General features: G+C 73.2%; 22 protein-coding genes. 9 read left to right on the plus strand and 13 right to left on the minus strand.

Going from position 1 to position 20,549, the window contains the following annotated elements:
* Positions 1–32: 32 nt before the first annotated feature.
* The gene (locus ACIQZN_RS08940) at positions 33–2,417 is read right to left on the minus strand and encodes a PQQ-binding-like beta-propeller repeat protein (RefSeq protein ID WP_403989728.1); all 2,385 of its coding nucleotides are present in this window, start codon (positions 2,415–2,417) and stop codon (positions 33–35) included.
* 174 nt (positions 2,418–2,591) lie between these two features.
* Entirely contained in the window at positions 2,592–3,392 is an 801-nt protein-coding gene (locus tag ACIQZN_RS08945; RefSeq protein ID WP_403989730.1) for a VOC family protein, read from the minus strand.
* A gap of 240 nt (positions 3,393–3,632) precedes the next feature.
* Here ACIQZN_RS08945 and ACIQZN_RS08950 point away from each other — a divergent pair, with 240 nt between their 5' ends.
* Positions 3,633–4,280: a TetR family transcriptional regulator gene (locus ACIQZN_RS08950; RefSeq protein WP_403989732.1), complete on the plus strand. Its 648-nt coding sequence runs from the start codon at positions 3,633–3,635 to the stop codon at positions 4,278–4,280.
* Between the two features lie 151 nt (positions 4,281–4,431).
* Entirely contained in the window at positions 4,432–5,130 is a 699-nt protein-coding gene (locus tag ACIQZN_RS08955) for a pyridoxal 5'-phosphate synthase (RefSeq protein WP_403989734.1), read from the plus strand.
* Positions 5,131–5,139: 9 nt separating this feature from the next.
* Here the strand turns inward: ACIQZN_RS08955 and ACIQZN_RS08960 are convergent, their stop codons facing one another.
* Both ACIQZN_RS08960 and ACIQZN_RS08965 read right to left on the minus strand, forming a co-directional pair.
* Positions 5,140–5,319, minus strand: a complete 180-nt coding sequence (locus ACIQZN_RS08960) for a ferredoxin (protein WP_403989736.1) — start codon at positions 5,317–5,319, stop codon at positions 5,140–5,142.
* 14 nt (positions 5,320–5,333) lie between these two features.
* Positions 5,334–6,563 (minus strand): cytochrome P450, encoded by a 1,230-nt coding sequence (locus ACIQZN_RS08965; protein WP_403989738.1) that lies wholly within the window; start codon positions 6,561–6,563, stop codon positions 5,334–5,336.
* 173 nt (positions 6,564–6,736) lie between these two features.
* On the opposite strand from ACIQZN_RS08965, the gene htpX reads away from it, so the two are divergent.
* Positions 6,737–7,648, plus strand: a complete 912-nt coding sequence (gene htpX / locus ACIQZN_RS08970; protein WP_403989740.1) for a zinc metalloprotease HtpX — start codon at positions 6,737–6,739, stop codon at positions 7,646–7,648.
* Positions 7,649–7,701: 53 nt separating this feature from the next.
* Positions 7,702–8,286 carry a hypothetical protein gene (locus ACIQZN_RS08975; RefSeq protein ID WP_403989742.1) on the plus strand — a complete coding sequence of 195 codons (585 nt, stop codon included), beginning with the start codon at positions 7,702–7,704 and terminating at the stop codon, positions 8,284–8,286.
* A 10-nt stretch (positions 8,287–8,296) separates the two neighbouring features.
* On the opposite strand, the gene ACIQZN_RS08980 is transcribed toward ACIQZN_RS08975, so the two are convergent.
* Positions 8,297–8,623 carry a thioredoxin family protein gene (locus tag ACIQZN_RS08980; RefSeq protein WP_403989744.1) on the minus strand — a complete coding sequence of 109 codons (327 nt, stop codon included), beginning with the start codon at positions 8,621–8,623 and terminating at the stop codon, positions 8,297–8,299.
* Positions 8,624–8,956: 333 nt separating this feature from the next.
* Between ACIQZN_RS08980 and ACIQZN_RS08985 the strand changes: the two genes are divergently transcribed.
* The 3 genes from ACIQZN_RS08985 to ACIQZN_RS08995 all read left to right on the plus strand — a co-directional run bounded on the left by ACIQZN_RS08985 (position 8,957) and on the right by ACIQZN_RS08995 (position 10,437).
* Positions 8,957–9,376, plus strand: a complete 420-nt coding sequence (locus ACIQZN_RS08985) for a hypothetical protein (RefSeq protein WP_403989746.1) — start codon at positions 8,957–8,959, stop codon at positions 9,374–9,376.
* Between the two features lie 64 nt (positions 9,377–9,440).
* Positions 9,441–9,854, plus strand: a complete 414-nt coding sequence (locus ACIQZN_RS08990; RefSeq protein ID WP_403989748.1) for a GNAT family N-acetyltransferase — start codon at positions 9,441–9,443, stop codon at positions 9,852–9,854.
* A 10-nt stretch (positions 9,855–9,864) separates the two neighbouring features.
* Positions 9,865–10,437, plus strand: coding sequence for a hypothetical protein (locus ACIQZN_RS08995; protein ID WP_403989750.1), 573 nt, complete (start codon positions 9,865–9,867; stop codon positions 10,435–10,437).
* 12 nt (positions 10,438–10,449) lie between these two features.
* On the opposite strand, the gene ACIQZN_RS09000 is transcribed toward ACIQZN_RS08995, so the two are convergent.
* A complete protein-coding gene (locus ACIQZN_RS09000; RefSeq protein ID WP_403989752.1) occupies positions 10,450–11,310 on the minus strand; it encodes a hypothetical protein in 861 nt (286 codons plus the stop codon).
* 65 nt (positions 11,311–11,375) lie between these two features.
* On the opposite strand from ACIQZN_RS09000, the gene glsA reads away from it, so the two are divergent.
* Together glsA and ACIQZN_RS09010 are read left to right on the plus strand one after the other, a co-directional pair.
* Positions 11,376–12,404 carry a glutaminase A gene (glsA, locus tag ACIQZN_RS09005; protein ID WP_403989754.1) on the plus strand — a complete coding sequence of 343 codons (1,029 nt, stop codon included), beginning with the start codon at positions 11,376–11,378 and terminating at the stop codon, positions 12,402–12,404.
* Between the two features lie 45 nt (positions 12,405–12,449).
* Positions 12,450–13,676 (plus strand): HEAT repeat domain-containing protein, encoded by a 1,227-nt coding sequence (locus ACIQZN_RS09010; RefSeq protein ID WP_403989756.1) that lies wholly within the window; start codon positions 12,450–12,452, stop codon positions 13,674–13,676.
* Between the two features lie 19 nt (positions 13,677–13,695).
* Here ACIQZN_RS09010 and ACIQZN_RS09015 read toward each other — a convergent pair whose 3' ends face one another.
* Genes ACIQZN_RS09015 through ACIQZN_RS09045 form a run of 7 tightly spaced genes read right to left on the minus strand, consistent with a single transcriptional unit; the run spans position 13,696 to position 20,532 of the window.
* The gene (locus ACIQZN_RS09015; protein WP_403989758.1) at positions 13,696–14,784 is read right to left on the minus strand and encodes a zinc ribbon domain-containing protein; all 1,089 of its coding nucleotides are present in this window, start codon (positions 14,782–14,784) and stop codon (positions 13,696–13,698) included.
* Positions 14,781–15,323 (minus strand): phage tail protein I, encoded by a 543-nt coding sequence (locus ACIQZN_RS09020; RefSeq protein ID WP_403989760.1) that lies wholly within the window; start codon positions 15,321–15,323, stop codon positions 14,781–14,783. Before ACIQZN_RS09020 ends, ACIQZN_RS09015 begins: the two co-directional genes overlap by 4 nt.
* A 49-nt stretch (positions 15,324–15,372) precedes the next feature.
* Entirely contained in the window at positions 15,373–17,328 is a 1,956-nt protein-coding gene (locus tag ACIQZN_RS09025; protein WP_403989762.1) for a putative baseplate assembly protein, read from the minus strand.
* Positions 17,328–17,735 (minus strand): GPW/gp25 family protein, encoded by a 408-nt coding sequence (locus ACIQZN_RS09030; protein ID WP_018101386.1) that lies wholly within the window; start codon positions 17,733–17,735, stop codon positions 17,328–17,330. The genes ACIQZN_RS09025 and ACIQZN_RS09030 overlap by 1 nt, the downstream gene beginning before the upstream one ends.
* Entirely contained in the window at positions 17,732–18,049 is a 318-nt protein-coding gene (locus ACIQZN_RS09035; protein WP_403989764.1) for a PAAR domain-containing protein, read from the minus strand. The genes ACIQZN_RS09030 and ACIQZN_RS09035 overlap by 4 nt, the downstream gene beginning before the upstream one ends.
* Positions 18,050–18,076: 27 nt before the next feature.
* Positions 18,077–19,846 carry a VgrG-related protein gene (locus ACIQZN_RS09040; RefSeq protein ID WP_403989766.1) on the minus strand — a complete coding sequence of 590 codons (1,770 nt, stop codon included), beginning with the start codon at positions 19,844–19,846 and terminating at the stop codon, positions 18,077–18,079.
* Entirely contained in the window at positions 19,843–20,532 is a 690-nt protein-coding gene (locus ACIQZN_RS09045) for a LysM peptidoglycan-binding domain-containing protein (protein ID WP_073964902.1), read from the minus strand. Before ACIQZN_RS09045 ends, ACIQZN_RS09040 begins: the two co-directional genes overlap by 4 nt.
* Positions 20,533–20,549: the final 17 nt, after the last annotated feature.

Below are 20,549 nucleotides of genomic sequence, written 5' to 3' on the forward strand. Positions count from 1 at the left end.
GGTGCGCGGACGGGGTCTCCGGGGCGAAGGCCCTACGCTCGCGCCCGGGCGCCCGTCCCCGTGCCCTTCAGCGCGTCCAGCGCGTACACGCAGCGGTCCTTGCTGCACGCGTACACCACGCCGCCCCGGACCACGGGCGAGCCCGTGATCTCGCCGCCGGTGGCGAGCTTCCAGCGGAGCTGGCCGCCCGCCGCGTCGAGGGTGTACAGCACGTGGTCCGCCGAGCCGAAGTGGACGCGGCCGTCCGCGACGACCGGGGCGCCCACCACCTCGCCGCCCGCCGCGAACCGCCACTTCGGGGTGCCGGTGACCGCGTCGAGGGTGTAGAGCGCGCTGCCGCTGCCCACATGGACGTTGCCCGCGACGACGAGCACCGGCTCCGCCGACTGGCGGGCCTCCGTGGCGATGCGCCAGCGGTCCTTGCCGGTCGCGGCGTCCAGGGCGTACACCGTACCGAGGTAGTCCGCGAGGTAGACCCCGCCGCCGGTGACGGCCGGGCCGGGGGCGAAGGCGGGCGGGGACAGGAAGACGGCCGGGCACTCGAAGTGCCAGCGGACGTGCCCGGCCGCGATGTCCACCGCGAGCACCCGCGTCCCGGCGGCGACGTACACGTAACCGTCCGGCGCGGGCGTCACCCGGACCGGCACGCCGCCGCAGGAGGCCGCGTCGCCGATGGGGTACGACCAGCGCTCGACGCCGGTCCGGGCGTCGAGGGCCTTGAGGCGGGCGTCCTTCCAGACGTACACCGTGCCGTCGTGGATGACCGGCCCGCCCTCCGGCGTCTCGAAGTCCGTCTGCGCACCGGTGAGGTCCCACAGCTTCTCGCCGGTCGCCGCCTCCCACGCCTGCACACCGCCGCCCCGGGTGGCGGTGACGACCGTGCCCCGGTCCGCCTTGAGCGCGTACACCCAGGCGCCGGCGCCCACCCGCCACCGCTCGGCGCCGCTGGTGGCGTCCAGGGCGTAGAGGGAGGGGCCGTCCGAGGCGTGGATGCGGCCGCCGTCGACGGCCATCGCCCAGGCGACGTCCCGGGTCTTGAACTGGCGCCGCCCGTTGCCGGTGTCCAGCGCGTGGACCTCGAAGGACGTGACGTACAGCAGGTCGCCGACGACGACCGGCGTGCCCCACACGTCGTTGGACATGCGGAAGCGCCAGGGCCGCCACCGGGCGGGCCCGGACTGCCCGGAGTCGGGGGCCTGCGCCGGAGGGGGCACGGGGGCGGGCGGGGGCGTGCCGTCGACCCCGTGGGGCGGGCGGACCCAGCCGGTCGCGGGGCCCGCGTCGGCGCCGGTGGCGGAGGCGCGGACGTCCTGGACGCGCGGCCCGGGCCCGATCGGCACCTGGACGCCGGTCAGCCGCACCGGCCCCCCGGCGTCGGGCACCGGCGGGGCCGTCGGGCGGGCGGGGGCACCGCTGTGCCAGGGGCCGTCCCAGTCCGCGCCGGGCGGCGGGTGCGGCGCGGTCTCGGCGGGGCGCGGCGGCGCGACGGGCGGGGCGGGCGGGGCGGCCGGCGTACGGCCACCGCCCCGGCGCCGCTCGATCAGCTCGGTCGCGGCGGCCGGCAGCCACGCGGAAGCCGTACCGCCGTCGTCGTCACCGCCGCCGGAGGCGAAGAGGTGCGGGGCGAGCTGGGCCTGGAGGTCGGCCGGGCTGGGCCGCAGGGCCGGGTCCGTCTGCATGCAGGAGTCGATCAGCGGCCGCAGATCGTCCGGCAGGCCCGACAGGTCGGGGCTCTCGCGCAGCAGCATGAACACCGTCTCGACCGGGTTGGCCCCCCGGTACGGGGCGTGCCCGGTCGCGGCGAAGACGAGCGTCGAGCCGAGCGAGAAGATGTCGCTGGCCCCCGTCACGCTCCGCGAGTCCCGGGCCTGCTCCGGTGACATGTACGCGGGCGTGCCGACGGCCACGTTGGTCATGGTGAGCCGGGTGTTGGAGACGCCGGACGCGATGCCGAAGTCGATGACCCGGGGGCCGTCCTCCACGACGAGCACGTTCGACGGCTTCATGTCGCGGTGGACGAGCTGCGCCCCGTGGATGGACTGGAGGGCCTCCGCGATGCCCGCCGCCAGCCAGCGGACGGCCTGGGTGGGCATGGGCCCGCACTCGTTCACGATCTCTTCGAGCGAGGGGGCGGGCACGTACGCCGTGGCCAGCCACGGCACGGCGGCGCGCGGGTCGGCGTCCACGACGGCGGCCGTGTAGAAGCCGCTGACGGCCCGGGCGGCCTCCACCTCGCGCGTGAAGCGCACCCGGAACAGCTGGTCCTCGGCCAGTTCCGTACGGACGGTCTTGATCGCCACCCGGCGGCCCGACGCGGACCGGGCCAGATAGACCAGCCCCATGCCGCCGGCCCCGAGCCGTCCCAGCACCTCGAAGGGGCCGATCCGCCTCGGGTCGTGCTGCGTCAGCTGCTCCACTACTTGCCACCTCCCCGTACGGACCCCAGATGACGGAGGCCCGCGAAAATCCCGCCGTGTGCAGCGTCTCATCAGTGGACGCGGCCCGGCGGTGCGCACCCCGATTGTTCCTGGCCGGGGCCCCGGTTGCGAACCCGGGGGCGGATCGGGGTGTCCTGTGCCACTCCGCCCGTATCAGGACACAGGCTCCTGAAGTACGGCGAACTCGGCGCCCTGGTCGTCCTGGAGCACGGCCATCCGCCCGTACGGGATGTCGAGCGGTGGTTCGGTGACCCGGCCGCCGAGGCGTTGGACGGTACGGGCGGTGTCGTCGCAGTCCGCGACGTTGAAGTAGCTCAGGAAGTGGCTGGGCAGCTCGGCCGGGAACGCGGCCGTGATGACGCTCCGCCCGCCGACCGCCGTCCCAGGGCCCGGTTCGGTGCCGGGCGGGGACCACGTACGGAAGTCCACGCGGTGCTCGTCGGTGTCGGGGACGTCCAGGGGCGAGTCGTCCACGTCCGCGCAGCGGAAGCCGAAGACCTCCTCGTAGAAGGGGTCGACGCGGTCCTTGGACCGGGTGTGGACCTCGGTCCAGCAGAAGGAGCCGGGCTCGTTCTGCTTCTGGAAGCCTTCGCGCTCGCCGGCCTGCCAGAGGCCGAAGACCGCGCCGCCGGGGTCGGCGGCCTGGGCGAGCACGCCGTGGCGCCCGGCCGGGACAGGTTCGGTGATCACCTGGCCGCCGGCCGCGCGGACGCGGGCGACCGATCCCTCGATGTCGTCGGTGGCGAAGTAGACACCCCAGGCGGTCGGCATCCGGCCGTCCTTCTTCGCGGCCAGCGCGGCGACGAGCTTCCCGTCGCCGAGGGCGTCGGCGCGGCGGTCGCCGTCCGGGCGGAAGGTCCAGCCGAACAGCTCGCCGTAGAAGCGCTTGCCCGCCTCCAGGTCGGGGAGCTGCACATCCACCCAGCACGGTGCGGACTGCGCGAACGCGGCCATGGGACCGGATCCTTCCGTCGTCGGGGTGACGCCCGTCACAGTCACGGTAGCTTTACGGTGCGTGCGGCGCGCCTCGGAGCCCGCACGGGCGAACACGGGTTCGAAAGTTATCCACCGAAGTTATCCACAGGCTGTTAATAACATTCATCGCACTGTGGGCAACGAGAGGCCTGCGCGGGCGCCGTTCCCCATTTGCTTCGGTCGAATCGCGCTCCGATCACCCGTCGGTAAGCTGACGGCATGACAGGACAAGTACGCACCGTCGACGGCCGCGTGGCCGGTCGACGCGGTCAGGCGACGCGGCAGAAGCTGCTCGACTGCCTCAGCGAGATGCTCAGCTCCTCGCCGTACCGGGACGTCAAAGTCATCGACGTCGCCCGGAAGGCGGGGACTTCACCAGCGACCTTCTACCAGTACTTCCCCGACGTCGAGGGCGCCGTCCTCGAACTCGCCGAGGACGTCGCCAGGGAGGGGGCCGGGCTCACCGAACTGGTCGCCGGGCGCTCCTGGGTCGGCAAGGCGGGCTGGCAGACCTCCGAACAACTCGTGGAGGGCTTCCTCGACTTCTGGCGGCGCAACGACGCGATCCTGCGCGTGATCGATCTCGGCGCGGCGGAGGGCGACAAGCGGTTCAACAAGATCCGCATGAAGGTCCTCAACTCCGTGACCGGCTCCCTGACGGAGTCCGTGAAGGAGCTCCAGGCGAAGGGCAAGGTCGACAAGGACATCAGCGCCGCCGCGATGGCGGGCTCCCTGGTCGTCATGCTGGCCGGCGTCGCCTCGCACCAGAAGGGGTTCACGGCCTGGGGCGTCAAGCAGGCCGAACTCAAGCCGAATCTGGCGCAGTTGGTGCACCTCGGCATCACGGGCAAGAAGCCGACGAAGTAACGAACCCCCGCTGGGGCGACGCGCGCGGTGACCCCGGCGCCCCCAGGTCCTGTCTCACCGACGGCGGACCACACCTGTGGTCCGCCGTCGGCGTATCCGGACGGGGTGCGGCGACCGCCGGTGCCCCGCGCTGCGGCGTAGCGTCGGAGGCATGACCGACGCACTCGATCCCGCCGCCCGGCAGTCCTTCCTCCGGCTGCTGCACGCCCAGCGCGTCTGGGACACCGAACTCCCCGCCTTCGACCCGGACGGCGCGCCGCCGACCCCGCACGCCCTCTTCCTCGCCTGGTTCGCCGAGGCCGTGGCCGCGGGGGCGGCCGAGCCGCACACCATGAGCCTGGCCACGGTGGACGCCGACGGCCTGCCCGACGTGCGGACGCTGATGCTGCACGACGTGGACGAGCGGGGCTGGCACTTCGCGACGCACTCCACCAGCGCGAAGGGCGGCCAGCTGGCCGCCCGGCCGTACGCCGCGCTCGGCTTCTACTGGCCCGCGCAGGGCCGGCAGGTCCGCGTCCGGGGCCCCGTCACCGCCTGCCCCACGGCGGAGAGCTCCGCCGATCTGCATGCCCGCTCGACCGGGGCGCTCGCGGCCGCACTGGTGGGCCGGCAGAGCGAGATCCTGGACTCGCCGGCCGACCTCGCCCGCGCATCGGCCGCCGCCTGGGACCGGGCCCGCGAGGAGCCGGAGGCGGAGGCGCCGGCCTGGACGCGGTACGCGGTCGAGCCGCGCGAGGCGGAGTTCTTCCAGGGCGACGCCCAGCGCCGCCACGTGCGCCTCCGGTACCGCAGGACGGCGGACGTGACGACGGGGGCGGGGACGTGGGAGCGGGAGCTGCTGTGGCCGTGAGCGGCGGGCTCAGTCCGCCCGGATCGCCCCCACCGGGCACGCTCGGACCGCCTCCGCGACCATCGGGCCCGGTTCCGGCTCCGGCAGGAGTTCGCTGAGGCCGTCGTCGTCCTGGGTGAAGACCCTCGGGGCGGCCAGGGCGCACTGGCCCGCGCCGATGCACACGTCCTTGTCGATGTCGATCCGCATGGGGTTCTCCTCCGTCACCAGGTCACCGGCAGTTCGAGCAGGCCCTGCACCGTGTCGCCCGGTTTGAACGGGACCTCCTCCGGGTCCACCGCGAGACGGAGGCCCGGCAGGCGGCGGAAGAGCGCGGGCAGGGCGATCTCCAGTTCGGCGCGGGCCAGGTTCTGGCCCAGGCACTGGTGGATGCCGAAGCCGAAGGCGACGTGGTTGCGCGCCCCGCGCCCGAGATCCAGCTCGTCCGGCGTGTCGAAGGCCGCCGCGTCCCGGTTGATCACCGCGGTGGACAGGAGCACGCCCTCCCCCGCCCGCAGCGTCTCCCCGCCGATCTCGATGTCCTCCACCGCCAGCCGGGACAGCCCGTCCGCGATGGACAGGTACCTCAGCAGCTCCTCCACGGCGGCCGGCACCGCCTCCGCCCCGCCGCCGGTCAGCCGGGCCAGCTGGTCCGGGTGCCGGAGCAGCGTGAACGTGCCGAGCGAGATCATGTTCGCGGTCGTCTCGTGTCCGGCCACGAGCAGGATCTGCGCCAGGCGCACCAGCTCGTCCCGCTCCACCTGCCCGGTCTCCAGCCGCTCGGCGATCAGCTCGTCCAGCAGCCCGTCGCCCGGATCGCGCCGCTTCCGGGCGATCAGCTCGCGGAAGTACGCGTCCAGGTCGTCCCGGGCCGCGACCACGTCCTGTGGCCCGGGTCCCCGGAGCAGCTTGCGCGAGCGGTCCTCGAAGAACTCGTGGTCCGCGTACGGCACCCCGAGCAGCGCGCAGATGACCATGGACGGCACCGGCAGTGCGAAGGCGCCCACCAGCTCGGCCGGCGGCCCCTGCGCCACCATCGCGTCCAGCAGCCCGTCCACGGTCTCCTGGATGCGCGGCCGCAGCGCCGCCGTCCGGCGCACCGTGAAGCTCGGGATCAGCATCCGGCGCTGCGCGTTGTGCTCCGGGTCGTCCACGCCGATCAGCTCGACGCGGCGCTGCTTGGACGCGGTGAGCCTCGGCGCGAAGAGCGGGAAGTCCGGGTGCGTGCGGTCGGACGACAGCCGGGGGTCGGTCAGCAGCGCCCGCGCCTCCGCGTGCCCGGTCACCAGCCAGGCCGTACGGCCGTCGAAGAGGCGGACCCGGGACACCGAGCGCTGGCCACGGCTCTCGCTCGGGTAGCCCGCGGGCGGCTGGTAGGGACAGGTGCGGTCCTGCGGGAAGGCGGTGGTCTCGGACTGGGTCCCGGGCTGGCGCTCGGACTGGGTCTCTGTCATGACGGACCTCGCAACGAGGGGGGTGAGGTGGTCCTGCCGATCACCCTCACTAGATGCCTCAGGCATCTACCTGGCCTAGGTGATGTTCGGCCATACCCGCCGAACGGAGCAGCGGCATCCACTTTCGGCCGCCGAGGAGCACCATGGAGACAGGCGAGGAGTGGAGGTCACCCATGGCCGGAACCCGTAGCCGGTACGCCACCGACCGTGGCCTGACCACGCGCATGGTCACCACCATGTTCCTGATCGGGCTGCTGTACGTGGTGCTGGTCGGCGTGCTCCTGGCGGTGCTGCGCGGGGCCTGGCCGATCATCCTCGTCCTCACCGGCGGCATGTTCGTCGCCCAGTTCTGGTTCAGCGACCGGATCGCCGCGTTCAGCATGGGCGCCCGGGAGGTCTCCCCCGCCGAGGCGCCGGAACTGCACGGGGCGATCGACCGGATATGCGCCCTTGCCGATATGCCGAAACCGCGTGTGGCCATCGCGGAGAGCGATGTGCCGAACGCGTTCGCGACCGGGCGCAGCCAGAAGTCGTCGCTCGTCTGCGCCACGACGGGGCTGCTGCGCAGACTGGAGCCGGAGGAGTTGGAGGGCGTCCTCGCGCACGAGATGTCGCATGTCGCGCACCGGGACGTGGCCGTGATGACGATCGCCTCGTTCCTCGGCGTCCTGGCCGGGATCATCACCCGGGTCGCGCTCTGGGGCGGCTTCGCCCGCAACAGCCGCAGCAACGACCCGATCGGCATCCTGATCCTGCTCATCCCGCTGGTCAGCGCGGTCGTCTACGCGCTGAGCTTCCTGCTCACCCGGCTGCTCTCCCGCTACCGGGAGCTCACCGCCGACCGCACGGCCGCCCTCCTCACCGGCCGCCCCTCGGCCCTCGCCTCCGCCCTCACCAAGGTGAGCGGCCAGATGGCCCGGATCCCGACGGAGGACCTGCGGAAGGCGGAGCCGTACAACGCCTTCTACTTCGTCCCGGCCTTCGCCTCGAAGGAGAGCATCGGCCGGCTGCTCTCGACGCACCCGACGCTGGAACAGCGCCTCGACCAGCTGGCCCGCATCTCGGCCGACCTGTCCCGTCCGTGAAGGAGCCCGACCGTGAGGCGCGCCCCCGTGAAGCCCGTCCGTAAGGAGTCCCCGTGGGCCTGCTCGACACGATCCTGGGCCGCAGCAAGCCGGTCCGCCCCGACCTCGACCAGCTCTTCGCCGTCCCGTCCGCCGCGCTGACCCTCCAGGCCGCGACGGGCTTCACGCCGACGGGCCTGGGCTCGGTGTGCTTCGCGGGCGTGGAGGGCTCGGCCTTCGCCCGCGTCCGGCAGGACGTACGCGAACTGCTCGACGCGGATACGGGGCGCGGCGGCATCCCGGTGGAGTTCAGCCGCGACACGTACGGCTACACCTGGCTGCTGGCCCGCCAGCCGGCCGAGGACGCCGCCGCGCTGGTCAACGACCTGCACGCGGTCAACACCCTGCTCCAGGACGGCGGCTTCGGCCCCCAGCTGCTGTGCTCGCTGGTCGCGTTCCGGGACGGGCAGGACCGTTCGCTGGCGCTGGTGTACCTGTACAAGCGCGGCACGTTCTATCCGTTCGCCCCGGTCCCGGGCGGCGCCGAGAAACGCGACAACCAGCTGGAATTGCAGGTCCGCGCCGCGCTGGGCGACGACCTCCGGGTGGAACAGGACCTGTCCCGGTGGTTTCCGGTGTGGGGGGCGCCGGGGGTGTGAGCGTACGGGTTCAGAGGTGCTCGTCGAGGAATTCGGTCAGCTGGCCCTTGCTGAGGGCCCCGACCTTGCGGCCGTCCTCGGCGCCGCCCTTGAAGAGGATCAGGGTGGGTACTCCGGTCACGTTCTGCTGGGGCGCAGTGGCGGGGTAGTGGTCGATGTTGTGCCGGGCGACGGCGAGGCGGCCGGCGTAGTCGGCCGCGACGCTGTCCATCATCGGGCGCACCATCTTGCAGGGCCCGCTCCACTCGGCCCAGAACATGACCAGCACCGGGCCGGCTGCGTTCAGGACCTGTTCGGCGAAGGTCGCGTCGGTGGTGTCGATGGGTTCAGCGGCCATGGCATGTGCCTTCCTGCTACGGAGGACCTGGACGGCCCCGGACTTCGTACGGGGTGAACGGCCCCGAAGGGATCGCACCGGGCCGCCACCCATCCCACCAACCAGCGAAAACGCCGGGCAAGGGCCGGAACAAGCCATCCCGATTCCTGTCGTGGACCGCCACGGTGGCGGCGGCCCGACTGCCCGTGGCGCAAACCGAGCGGGTGACGAGCACGCCATGCGTGAAGCGATTCACTCCGGGTATTCGATCACACACAAGGAGTATCGGAATCGAATGGCTGTCACGGGAAAGGGAGTTGAATGAGCGTCATCGTCAGACGTCTGGGTGATGCCATGCCGCCTGGTTTCACGGACTTCGCCGAATTCTTCATGAGTTGGCGGGACGCCTTCTGGGCCTACCGGGAGGACGACGTCACCAACGACTACAACTCCATCGTCTTCGGCGGCCCGTCCGCAGGCGACCAGTTGTGGATCATGGATCAGCCCGAGTTCCGGATGCTCCACAACCTCCTTCCGGCGGGCACCACGCCCGTGACGGCGTTCTGCCAGATCTACTCGCTGAAGTACCGGCGGCAGATGCTGACTACGGGGATCTCCGGCCTCTACACGATCAAGTTCACGCTGTGGCCGCACGTCTCCGCCGAGCCGCTGGGAGCGCTGTCGACCGACTTCACCTACAAGCTGTACGACACCGGCCGGGCAACCGTCCCGGTCACCGTCGCGCTCCCACCGCTCGCCCTGGTACCTGCGTGACCCCCGCAGTCGCGCCCTCCGCCACGACGGCGGGGGCGCGATCCGCCGGCCTACGATGCGACCCATGGTGATCACGTACGACTGGCGCGGCGACTTCGAGAACGGCGCCGTCGACGCGCTCCACTCGGAGGCGTTCGGGCACTCCCGGGAGGACACCGACTGGCGGACGCGGCTGCACCGGCACAGCCTCGGCTGGGTCTGCGCCCGGCGGGCCGACCGTCTCGTGGGGTTCGTCAACGTCGCCTGGGACGGGGGCGTGCACGCGTTCGTGCTCGACACGATGGTCGCCCCGGACGTGCGTCGCGCCGGTGTCGGCTCCGCGCTCGTGGCGGCCGCGGTGCGCGGCGCCCGTGCGGCGGGCTGCGATTGGCTCCACGTCGACTTCGAGGAGCACCTGCGCTCCTTCTACGCCGACGCGTGCGGCTTCCGCCCGACGGACGCGGGGCTCATCGCCCTGCGCACGGACACCGCCCGCTAGCCTGCCGCCCATGGCCTCCCCCGACCGCTCCTCGTACGACGCTCTGGGGCGGCTGTGTCCGCCGCCGGGCCAGCCGCCCGCCGTGCCGGACTGGGGGCGGGCCGAGCGGGCGCTCGGGTTGGCGCTGCCCGGCGACTACAAATGGCTGGTCGAGACGTACGGGGCCGGGGTCTTCGACGGGACCGTGTGGCTGCTCGCGCCCGGGGCGCCGCATGTGATGTGCGATCTCCTCGCGGAGGCGGCCGAGCGGGCCGACATCCTGGAGAGCCTCTGGGAGATCGGCGAGGACAAGCCCGCCGAACTGCTGGAACCAGGGGCCCGGGTCGTGCCGTGGGCGTTCGAGGAGGGCTCGGGGGCGTTCCTGTACTGGCTGGTGCGGCCCGGGGTGGAGCCGGACGACTGGACCGTGCTCTTCAACGAGGGGCGGGGGCCCCTGTGGGAGCCGCACGCCATGGGGTGCCTGGCGTTCCTGCTCGCCGTGCTCACGGGGACGGCCGAGACGGAGTACTTCGGTTACTCCCACGAGGAGCCGAGGCCCTTGGAGCACCGCTTCGAGCCGGTGCTCCGGGCGGTCGCGGGCTGAGGGGGCGCCGGGTCACGGGTGCTCGAACCACTGGAGCACCCCCGTCGCGGCGAAGCACAGGGCGCCCGCGAGGGTGCCGGTGTTGGAGACCGCCAGGCTCACCGGGACGTGTTCTCCGGGCGTGACCAGGTCCGCCAGGGCCGCGATCATGAACAGCGCCGAGCCCGCCATGTTGACGGTGACGATCCACCAGCCGAGGTCGTGCGGACGGACACCCGTGGGCGCGTGGCACACCTCGGCGAGGGCGAGCTGACCGGAGATCAGGAAGAGCACGCAGCCGATCACGTCCGGCGCCCACACCAGGCGGGCCGCCTGCTGGGTGCTGAGGCCCTGGAGGAACGAGTCCAGCAGGTTGAGCCCGAAGACCAGCGTGCCGGTGAGGAGCAGGAACGCGCTGAGCCAGTCGATGCGCATCGGCTCGTAGCTCCACCACCGCCACGCCCGCGTCTCCAGCCGGTACGCGCCGGGCGGGCGGCGCGGGGCGTTGACGGCCTGGAGGAACGACGCGTAACCCCCGAGGTTGAAGAAGAGGCCGCCGCCGAAGTACGTGGCCGATACGGCTGTCGCCTCCGCGCCGGTGAGCGCGAGCGCTGCCCCGGCCGCGAAGAGGAGGCCGCCGAGCGTAAACGTCACCGCCGCGACGGAGTTGAGCGTGCGCATCCGGGCGAGCGCCCGGGCGTCGGCGCGGTGGACGACCGGCGCGGCGCCGTCCGCCCGGCGCACCGTCAGCGACCCGCGCCTGCGCACCCTGCGGGACTCCCACACCGCCACGGCCCCGCCGCTCCCCCGCAGGGTCAGCCGGGTGGTGAACGGGCCCACACCCTCGGCCAGTCTCCCGCCGTCCGGACGGTCCGGTTCCTCGTCTCGACGCACCCGCGTCAGTGTACTGTCCGAAATGTTCCAGAAGCCCGGAACGGGCGGCACCAGGAGGTACGGACATGGCCGGCGTGATCCACAACACCGGGGACGTCCCGGACGCCCGGACGGCACGGGCGGCCGTCTCCACCGGGCGGCTCCCGACGGCCGAGGCGGTCCGGTCGACGCTGGACCGCGTGCGGCGGCGGTTCCAGGAGGACCGCGAGGGACAGGTCCCGGACTACATCCCGGAGCTCGCCGAGGTCGACCCCGAACTCTTCGGCATCGCCGTCGCGCACGTGAGCGGCAACGTGTACTCGGTGGGCGACGCGGAGCACCCGTTCTCGATCCAGTCCGTCTCGAAGCCGTTCCTCTTCGCGCTCGTCAACCACGAGCTCGGGCGCGACACGGTGCGCGAGCGGATCGGCGTCAACAGCACGGGGCTGCCGTTCAATTCGGTCCTGGCGGTCGAGCTGAACCACGGCAGCCCGATGAACCCCATGGTCAACGCGGGTGCCCTGGCCACCAACGCGCTGGTGCCGGGCGGGTCGACCGACGAACGCTGGGAGTTCATCCGGCGCGGCCTCTCCCGCTTCGCGGGCCGCGAACTGCACCTGGACGAGCGGGTGTACGCCTCCGAGTCGGGCACCAACCAGCGCAACGAGTCGATCGCCCGCCTCCTCGACAGCTACGGCGCCCTCGCCCGGGACCCCGTCGAGACCACCGACCTCTACACCCGCCAGTGCTCCCTGACCGTCTCCGCCCGCGACCTCGCGGTCATGGGCGCGACCCTCGCCAACGGCGGCGTCTGCCCCCTCACCGGCGAGCAGGTCGTGGACGCCGGAGTCTGCCGCGACACCCTCTCCGCACTGGCCACGGCCGGCCTGTACGAACGCAGCGGCGACTGGCTGTACGAGGTCGGCATGCCCGGCAAGAGCGGCGTCTCCGGCGGCATCATCACTGTCACCCCTGGCAAGGGTGGGCTCGCCGTCTTCTCCCCCCGCCTGGACGAAGCGGGCAACAGCGTACGGGGGCAACGCGTCGCCCACTTCCTGTCCGCGGCGCTGGGCATGGACCTGTTCGCGTCCACGCCGTACGGGGCGGCCGGGTAGCGGCCGATTACCCTGCACGTCGGACGACGAGTACGGGGGCGAGGCGTGTCGGAACACCAGCTGGTCGCTCGGGTGCGGGCCGGGCGGGCGCATGCGGTGCGGGACGCTCTGCGTGCGGGCGCCGACCCGGAGACCGAGAACGCCGACAGCGTCCCCGTGCTGTGTCTCGCCGTCGCCGCGTTCGACGGGTATGTGGCGGAAGCCCTCCTGGAGGGCGGTGCCGATCCGCTCCGGCCGTTGCCGGACGGGAGCACGCCGCTGCTGCGGACCGTGATATCCGGCAATGCCGGCCTGACCGCCGCCCTGCTCAGGCATGCTGCGGACCGGCTCTCGGAGGAGGACCGGGCGGGGCTCCTCGCCTGTGCCCGGCGCTGGTGCGGGACCGGAGCCGAAGCGGGGCTGCGCCTGACGACCGGTGCGACCGGCCCGGTGGTGCGCCGCAGGGTCCCGGACGACTTCGGCGTCACCGCGTACGACGTGCTCACGCTCGGCGGGACGAGCGTGTACGACGGCCACTGCGCCGTCCTCACCCGTCTGGAGGCGGTGTTCGGCCTGCACCGGCCGTTCGACGTCCTGCTCGCCCGTGCGCTGGCTCGTGCCGACGGGGAGCACGCCGACTGGACGGAGGTGGTCGCGGTGCTCGCCGAACGGTCCGGTGCGGAGGTCTGGGACAGGGTCCCGGCCCTGCGTTCGGCCTCCGCTCCCCTGCGGCGACGGCTCGCCGCGGACCTCGTACGGGGTCTTCTCGTCCTCGACGAGGAGTCCGCCGAGCGTCGGGCCGCGGACGTCCTCCTGCCGTGGGCCGTGGAGGAGACGGACCCGGCGGTGCTCGCGGCGGTGCTGCGCGGGCTGATGTACGTCGACGACCCGGCGGCCGAGGAGGTGGGGCTTGCCCACCGCGCGCACCCCGACCCCCGCGTACGCATGGTGGTGCCGTCCTTGCTGAGCAGGACGCGGTACGCGTACACCCACCCCGAGGCGTGGGGCACGCTCGCCGCTCTGGCCGGTGATCCCGACGCCCGGGTCCGCGCGGCCGTGTGCGAGTGCCTCTACGAGTTCGAGGGCCGCGAGCCCGTCCGCGCCGACATCCTGGCCGGTTTCCTGGGCGAGGACGACCAGTTGGTCCGTGTCAAGGCCGTCAGCGGCCTCGCCCTCGCCGACGACCCCCGCTGTGTGGAGGGCGCCCGGCTGATCGGTCCGGTCGACCGGGCGGAGTGGGACACCTGGCTCCTGGACGCGGCGGCGCGCTACGTGGAGCGGCACCACCGCTGAGCCGGGTGTCCGCCGACCCCTACGTCCGCTTGAAGTACTCGATCTCGCCCAGGGCGATCGGGTGGCCGTTGCCCTGGCCTGCGGCCTCGCGGATGGTGAAGCGGACCTTCACGACGTCGCTGATGCCCATGCGCAGGGTCTGTTCGCCCGGCTTGTCGGCCAGGGTCATCGTCTTCTCGTGGGTCTTGCCGTCCTTCGTCGTGATGGTCAGGTCCGCGCGGGTCGGCCTGGCGCCCTTCTGGAAGACCTCCGCCTTCGTCGAGACGCCCGTGTGGACCGTGACGCCGACCAGCCGGAACGGGTCCTCGAACTCCGCCGTCAGCGCGTCGCCCGTCTTCGGGGCGCCCCAGTACGAGTTCGTCACGCCGTCCGTCGCCGCCTTGGCCGGGTGCCCGGGGGCGGACGCGTTCGCGGAGACGTGGGCCGGGGAGACCTCGCCCGTGCCGCCGAGCTTGTCGCGTACGTCCTCCACGACGTAGCGGCCCGCCGGGATCAGCAGGAAGCCCGCGACCAGGAGGCCCGCGATCACGAGCGCGATGAGCATGCCCCGCAGGAGCCTCCCCGAGCCCGCCCTCACCCGCCGGTTGAACGGCCACCGGGTCCGCCACCAAGGCAGCGGAGCCGCCGTGGCACGGGGCTTCAGGGGCTCGGCGCAGTTCCGGCAGAACGTGCGGCCCGGGCGGTTGTTCGTCCCGCATGAGGGACACGGCTCGCCATCCGGTTCCTCGTCCGCCGATGCGGTCCTGACGGTGGGCCTGGCGACGACCGGCACCCCGGGCATGACCGCCCCGATGGGTTCTTCGGCCGGTTCCGGTTCCGGTTCCGGCTCCCGTGGGGCCGGACGCGTCGGTCGTACGGGGGCGGGCGCGGGTTCCGGTTCGGGCTCGGGGGCCGGGGCCGGTTCGGGGGCCGGTTGCGGCTCCGGCGTGGGGGCCGGTCGGGGTTCCGGCTCGGGGGCCGGGGACGGCTCATCCGGTACCGCAGGCGGCTCCGGGGCCGGCGCACCGGGCCGGGCCCGTGTCGACCAGCCCAGATACGTACCGCAGCTTCCGCAGAAGTCCTCGTCGTCCGCGTTCGCGGCGCCGCAGGACGGGCAGGGGCGGGTCATGAGGGGCTCCCGGTGATGTCGACCCGGCAGGTCAGATGGGCCGGGCAGGAGGCGCGGGCCACGGCGAGGACTCGGGTCTCGTCCAAGGGGTGGTCCGTGTGGATGCGGATCAGGAGTTCGCCCGTGGGGCGCGGCGGCAACTCCGAGTCCGGCTCCGACGACCACGTCACGCCGCCGCCGTCCTGGATGTCCGCCTCCACGCCGAAGCACAGGCGCAGGAGGTCCGCCAGGCCCTGGCGGGTGCCGCGGCGGCGGTGGAGTTCGACGGCCCGGGCGACGGCCGCGCGGCGGCGGTCCTCCGGCCAGGTCGGGTCGATGCCGGCGCTCACCCAGGAGGAGAGCCAGGGGAGGAAGTCCGCCGGGGCCAGCGCCGGGTCGAAGTAGGCGGGGAGGTTGTCGAGCGTGGACAGGACCGGGGCGAGGACCGTGTCCAGGCCCGCCGTGAAGCGCTGGGCCAGGTCGTCGTCCGCGTACAGGGCGGGCAGCAGCGCGCCGATCGGGTAGCGGCTGGGGAGGCCGGGGACGGCGGCCCTGGTCATGAGCGCTCCTCGCCGGCGGTGACCACGGACCTCGTAACGGCGGACCTCGTCATGCGCGCTCCCCCGCAGCCGTCACCGCGATCTGGTGCTGGTGGGAGAAGACGAGCGCGTTCGGCGCCACGTCGATGCGGTCCACCGCCCCGCCTCGCCTTCCGGTCAGGGGATCCGCCGGGAACAGGCGGACCTCCTCGACCAGGCGGACGCCGGGCACGTTCTGGAGGGCGGCGAACACCTCCCCGTACTGCACGGGCCTGCCGAACGGCCACCCCGTGCCGTCCGCGCCGCCCCGCAGCGGGTCGATGAGGCGGAAGAGCGCGTCGAGCACGGCCGTCCGGACGCGGTCCGTCTCGCCGTCGTCCGCGACGAGCCCGGCGACCACCGTGACGCCCTGGTACGCGGGGGGTTCGACCACCAGGCGGGTGCCGACCAGCCGCCGTTCGTCCAGGCGTCCGGCCACCGTCGCGAGCACCGAGTCCGGCGGGATCAGCTGCTCGAAGCGGAGGCGGCCGCCCTCGTCCGGGACCGCGTCCGGCACGACCAGGACGCGGACCGCGCCGCCCTCGCCGGGCGCTGCGGGCAGGCAGCGGACGCGGCGCAGCGAGGGCGCGGCCTCGCGGGCGATGGCCTCGTGGTCCTCGGCGGTGACGGCCCGCTCCTGGACGCGCAGGATCTGCGGCGCGCGCAGCTTCGCGTTCTCGACGGTCTCGCCGTCCACGCCGCCGCGCGCCGCCTCGCGGTTGTCGACCCCGGCGACGTACGGGACGGAGCTGCGCAGGACGCGGATCGCGCCGCGCGCCACATTCCCGGCGGCGCCGCCGCCCGTGCGGTAGCGGGGAAGGCGGATGTGGGCGCCCTTCGAGGGCACCGCCCCGTACGCCCGTATCGTGCCGTCCGCCTCGCGCACCTCGGGCGGGAAGGCGAACCGGCCCGAGACGGCGTCGATCCGGACGTGCCGGTCGCCCGGACCGGACGCGCCGAAGTGCTCGACCGGAGTCCAGGTCTGCCAGCCGTCCGCCGAGGACACCTCCACGAGCGGCGGTTCCCCGTCGAGCAGGACGGGCGTCCGGGGCACCGCGAACGTCTGGCCCGCGACCCCCTCGGAGGTCCCGAGCGGCACGTCGTACACCGTCTCCGCGTGCTCCACGCCGATCGTGCCGCCGACCGTGAAGACCTCCGCCTCGCGGATCGTCGGGGACTCGGAGTAGAAGGGCTGGCCGGGGGCGGCCTCGGTGACCCGGCAGCGCAGCCAGCCCGCGCGGATGCCCGCGGTGACGGACGCGGTGTGCCCGGCGGGCACGAACACCGTGATCTCACCGGGCTTGTTGAGCCCGCCGGTGGAGTCGACGCCGGTCGCGCACGGCACCCAGCGGGCGCCGTCCCAAGCCTCCCAGACCAGCGGCGGCTGCCGGGGGTCGACGCCGACGCCCTCGACCCGGCTGTCCAGGCGTACGGCGACGATGCAGCACGGCACGGCGGTGGGCAGCCCGAACAGGAGCGCGTCGCCGGGCTCGGGCCGGGCCTGGAAGCAGGGGATGTCCCGGCCCTCGGCGAGCGGCGCGGTGCGGTCGGTCTGCTCGCCGGACGCCGGGACCGTGACCAGGCGGACGAGGGAGCTCGGCACGATCGCCAGGTCCTCACCGGTCGAGAAGACGACCGCCTCCTCCGTCTCGCCGCGCGCGGTCGCCACCTCCGTACCGGCCGGGAGGCGCACCGTGTCCGGCTGCGGCGCGGACAGCCAGAAGTCGACGTCGGCGCGGGCCGCCGTCGGCGGGAACAGCTGCACGCCGAGCAGGTCCAGGAAGGCGAAGTAGTTGCGGTCGGGCACCCGGTTCAGCCGGTAGAGCAGCTGGTCGACCATGTACGCGAACGTCTCGATCAGCGTGACCCCGGGGTCCGACACGTTGTGGTCGGTCCACTCGGGCGAGCGCTGCTGGACGTACCGCTTGGCCTCGTCCACGAGCTGCTGGAAGCGGCGGTCGTCCAGATTGGGCGGGGTGAGGGACATCAGCGGGCTCCCGCCTCGGGGATCGTATAGAAGGGGAAGACGAGGTTGCGCAGGTCGTTGGTGGACCGGACGGTGTAGTGCACGTCGATGTAGAGCGTGCCTTCCTCGACGGTGTCGTACGCGACGACCACGTCCCGGACCTCGATGCGCGGCTCCCAGCGCTCCAGGGAGGTACGCACCTCGTGGGCGATCCGCCCGGCGGTCGCGCCGTCGCCGGGGGCGAAGACGTACTCGTGGATGCCGCAGCCGAATTCGGGCCGCATGGGGCGTTCGCCGGGCGCGGTGCCGAGGATCAGGCCGATGGCCTCCTCGATCTCCTGCTCGCGCTCGACCATGCCGATGCCGCCCGTGGCGCCGACGCGCAGCGGGAAGCCCCAGCCGCGCCCGATGAAGCCGTGCTCGCTCATATCGGGCCCCCGATCAGGACGTTGGGCGCGCCCATGACGATCTTCGCGCCGCACGTCGTGGTGTCGCCCATGCGGGCGGCGGGCAGCCCGCCGATCAGGACCTCGCCGCCGACGGCCGCCGCCGGGTTCGGCATGATGACGTTCCCCGGGCCGAGCAGGGCGTGCGGGGGCACGACGCACACGTGCAGGCTTCCGGTGACGGCGGCGGGCTTGCCGCCGATCCACACGGTGGCGACGGCGGCCGCTCCCGGGGGCGGGGTGCCGATGACGCCCCCGTGGACGGTGGGGTCGCCCGTACGGGCTGCCTGGGGCATGGCTGGTGATCTCCTCGGTGGAACGCGTCAGTTGATGCGGACGAGTGCGGCCTTCAGGACGGCGAGCAGGCCGCCGTCGACGGTGACGCCGGTCTTGCCGTTGATGGTCACCGAGGCGCCCTTCACCTGGACGTTCCCGGTGCCCGCGTCGAGCGTGATCCCGGTGCGGCCGAGCGACAGGGAGCTGAGGACCCGGCGGGTGCCGCGCGCGTACACCTTGAGCGCGATCTCGCCGCGCCGCTCGTCCAGCACGACCTCCAGCTGCTCGTCGCCGGTGGCCAGCCGGACACCGGACGGGCCGCGCGGGGTGTCGAGCAGTTCGACGCGGTTGCCCGAACGGGACACCAGGGAGCGGCGGTTGACCTTTCCGCTGGTCGGGTCCACGAGCGGGACGTCGTGCGGGGACGGCTTGTCGCGACCGTTGTAGAGCCCGCCGAGCACGTACGGGGCGTCGATCAGGCCCTGTTCGAAGCCGACCAGCACCTCGTCGTTGACCTCGGGGCTGAAGACCCCGCCGCCGCCCTGCCCGCCCCACTGCACCGTCCGGACCCAGTCCGTGACGTAAAGGTCGTCCAGCCAGGGGAACTTGAGCTTCACCGAGCCGCTTTCCTTGCCCCGGCCCTCACGGATGTCGGTGACGATGCCGATCGCGAGGCCCGGCATCCGGGGCCCGGGCACGGGTGCGCCCGGCCCGCCGGTGAGGCCGGTCAGCGAGCGGTCCGGGTCGGTGCTGACCAGGACGGTCGTGCGGTAGCCGCTCTGCGGGTCCAGGGTGTGGTGGGCGGCGGTCGCGGTGTAGCGCCCGGCGAAGTCGGGGCCGACGTTGCCGAGGGCGACCGGTTCGCCCGCGCGGAGCTTCGGGTTGCCCTCCGCGACCGCCTCGATCTCACCGAAGCCGGAGGCGACCCGTCCGGCGACCGCCCCGGCGACCGCGCGGGCCTCGGCCTGGGTGCGGTACGGGGTGTCGGCGACGGTCATCCGGGCGTTCTTGCCGAACAGGGCGGCGGGCGTGGCGGGGCTGGCGCCGGGGGCCACGGTCTCGGAGCGGATCGACTGCTCGCGGGCCAGGACCCGGACCTTGTTCTGCACGTCCCAGCCGCGCACCTCCACGCTGTCCGCCCCGTCCGACGCGGACAGCACGGCCCGCAGCGCCAGCAGGTTGCGGCCGTACTCCAGGACCATCGGGTGCTTGGAGGCGGAGGTGGACGGGGCCGGCGCCGAGGAGGCGGGCTTCTGCTTCACGAACTGGAGCAGGCCCTTCTCGTCCACCCGGACATGCGCTCCGCACTCCCCCGCGAGGTACTGGAGGAAGTCCCAGTCCGAGATGTTCGGCTGGGTCAGCTGCTTGTACATCACCGGGGCCGCCTCGACCTTCCCGCACCGCATCCCGGCCTCGGCGGCGACCTTGCGGACGATGTCGGCGGCCTTCATGTTCCGGTACGCGACGACCTTGCGGCCGCGCCGCAGCCGGTGCGCCTTGGAGAACGCGCGGACCACGGTGAACGATCCGGTGGTGTCGCTGTCCAGCTCCAGCGCGGTCACCTCGCCCGTGAACAGCCGCTCGCGCGCCCGTTCCTGGACGGTGACCACGGAGATCTTCAGCTCGGTGCCGATCGTGATCCCGGTGGCGGTGAGCAGCGTGTGGTACGGGTCGCGGTAGGTCAGGACAGCGCTGTCGGGCAGCCCGATGTTCTCGTCCACCGCGCAGCTCACCAGCTGGGCGGCCCACGCCTGGGGCAGCTCGGCGGGCGCCTCCACGATGGGGTCGGCGGCGAAGGAGCGGGCGGGGCCGGTCATCGGGAAGCCTCCGGTACGCCGTCCTCGGCCGCGCCGTCCTCCAGCGCGGGCACCAGGAGTTCGCTGCCCGGGGGCAGGTGCATGGGGTCGTCGATGCCGTTCGCCTCCGCGATCGTGCGCCAGGCCGTGGCATCGCCGTACTCCCGCCAGGCCAGCAGCGGCAGGCTGTCCCCGGCGACGACCGTGTGCGTACGCCGGGCCTCCCGCGAGCCGGACGTCGGGTTCTGCCCGGCCGGGTCGACGCTCGCCTCCTCGATGGACAGCGAGCAGGTGGCGCGCAGCGGCTTCCCGTCGACGTCGAAGAGCGTGTACGAGACCGAGAGGCTGGACAGCACCCCGTCGAACGACGTCGTCCGCGAGGTCCCCCAGTCGAACCGCACCCAGGGGCTCGACGGCTTCTTCCGGCCCAGGCTGCTCGGCGTCGGCACGCAGGCCGTCATCAGCTGCTCGACCGCCTTCTCCACGGAGTTGTCGTGCGTGGCGGTGGCGTCCAGGAACACGTCCAGGGACAGCGCGCGCGGCCCGCTGCCGACGAATTCGGGCAGCGCGGACTCGCCCGCCGTGCGGGACGGGGTCCGTCGCCACTCGGTGGACTTGCGCAGCGAGAGCGTCGCCGGGTTGAACTGGAGCGTGAGCCGGGCGAGAGTCCCGCCCGGCTTGGCGCCGACGTCGGACGGCGGCTCCATGATGGTCAGCTGTGCGC

Origin of the sequence: Streptomyces sp. NPDC097595 (genome assembly GCF_044761525.1) — a bacterium.
Lineage (GTDB): Bacteria > Actinomycetota > Actinomycetes > Streptomycetales > Streptomycetaceae > Streptomyces > Streptomyces drozdowiczii_A.

Coding starts and splice junctions, on each gene's coding strand:
- ACIQZN_RS08945 (WP_403989730.1), bottom strand. CDS start 3,392: ATGGCCGCGTTCGCGCAGTCCGCACCGTGCTGGGTGGATGTGCAGCTC.
- ACIQZN_RS08950 (WP_403989732.1), top strand. CDS start 3,633: ATGACAGGACAAGTACGCACCGTCGACGGCCGCGTGGCCGGTCGACGC.
- ACIQZN_RS08955 (WP_403989734.1), top strand. CDS start 4,432: ATGACCGACGCACTCGATCCCGCCGCCCGGCAGTCCTTCCTCCGGCTG.
- ACIQZN_RS08960 (WP_403989736.1), bottom strand. CDS start 5,319: ATGCGGATCGACATCGACAAGGACGTGTGCATCGGCGCGGGCCAGTGC.
- ACIQZN_RS08965 (WP_403989738.1), bottom strand. CDS start 6,563: ATGACAGAGACCCAGTCCGAGCGCCAGCCCGGGACCCAGTCCGAGACC.
- htpX (WP_403989740.1), top strand. CDS start 6,737: ATGGCCGGAACCCGTAGCCGGTACGCCACCGACCGTGGCCTGACCACG.
- ACIQZN_RS08980 (WP_403989744.1), bottom strand. CDS start 8,623: ATGGCCGCTGAACCCATCGACACCACCGACGCGACCTTCGCCGAACAG.
- ACIQZN_RS08985 (WP_403989746.1), top strand. CDS start 8,957: ATGCCGCCTGGTTTCACGGACTTCGCCGAATTCTTCATGAGTTGGCGG.
- ACIQZN_RS08990 (WP_403989748.1), top strand. CDS start 9,441: ATGGTGATCACGTACGACTGGCGCGGCGACTTCGAGAACGGCGCCGTC.
- ACIQZN_RS08995 (WP_403989750.1), top strand. CDS start 9,865: ATGGCCTCCCCCGACCGCTCCTCGTACGACGCTCTGGGGCGGCTGTGT.
- glsA (WP_403989754.1), top strand. CDS start 11,376: ATGGCCGGCGTGATCCACAACACCGGGGACGTCCCGGACGCCCGGACG.
- ACIQZN_RS09015 (WP_403989758.1), bottom strand. CDS start 14,784: ATGACCCGCCCCTGCCCGTCCTGCGGCGCCGCGAACGCGGACGACGAG.
- ACIQZN_RS09020 (WP_403989760.1), bottom strand. CDS start 15,323: ATGACCAGGGCCGCCGTCCCCGGCCTCCCCAGCCGCTACCCGATCGGC.
- ACIQZN_RS09025 (WP_403989762.1), bottom strand. CDS start 17,328: ATGTCCCTCACCCCGCCCAATCTGGACGACCGCCGCTTCCAGCAGCTC.
- ACIQZN_RS09030 (WP_018101386.1), bottom strand. CDS start 17,735: ATGAGCGAGCACGGCTTCATCGGGCGCGGCTGGGGCTTCCCGCTGCGC.
- ACIQZN_RS09035 (WP_403989764.1), bottom strand. CDS start 18,049: ATGCCCCAGGCAGCCCGTACGGGCGACCCCACCGTCCACGGGGGCGTC.
- ACIQZN_RS09040 (WP_403989766.1), bottom strand. CDS start 19,846: ATGACCGGCCCCGCCCGCTCCTTCGCCGCCGACCCCATCGTGGAGGCG.
- ACIQZN_RS09045 (WP_073964902.1), bottom strand. CDS start 20,532: ATGGAGCCGCCGTCCGACGTCGGCGCCAAGCCGGGCGGGACTCTCGCC.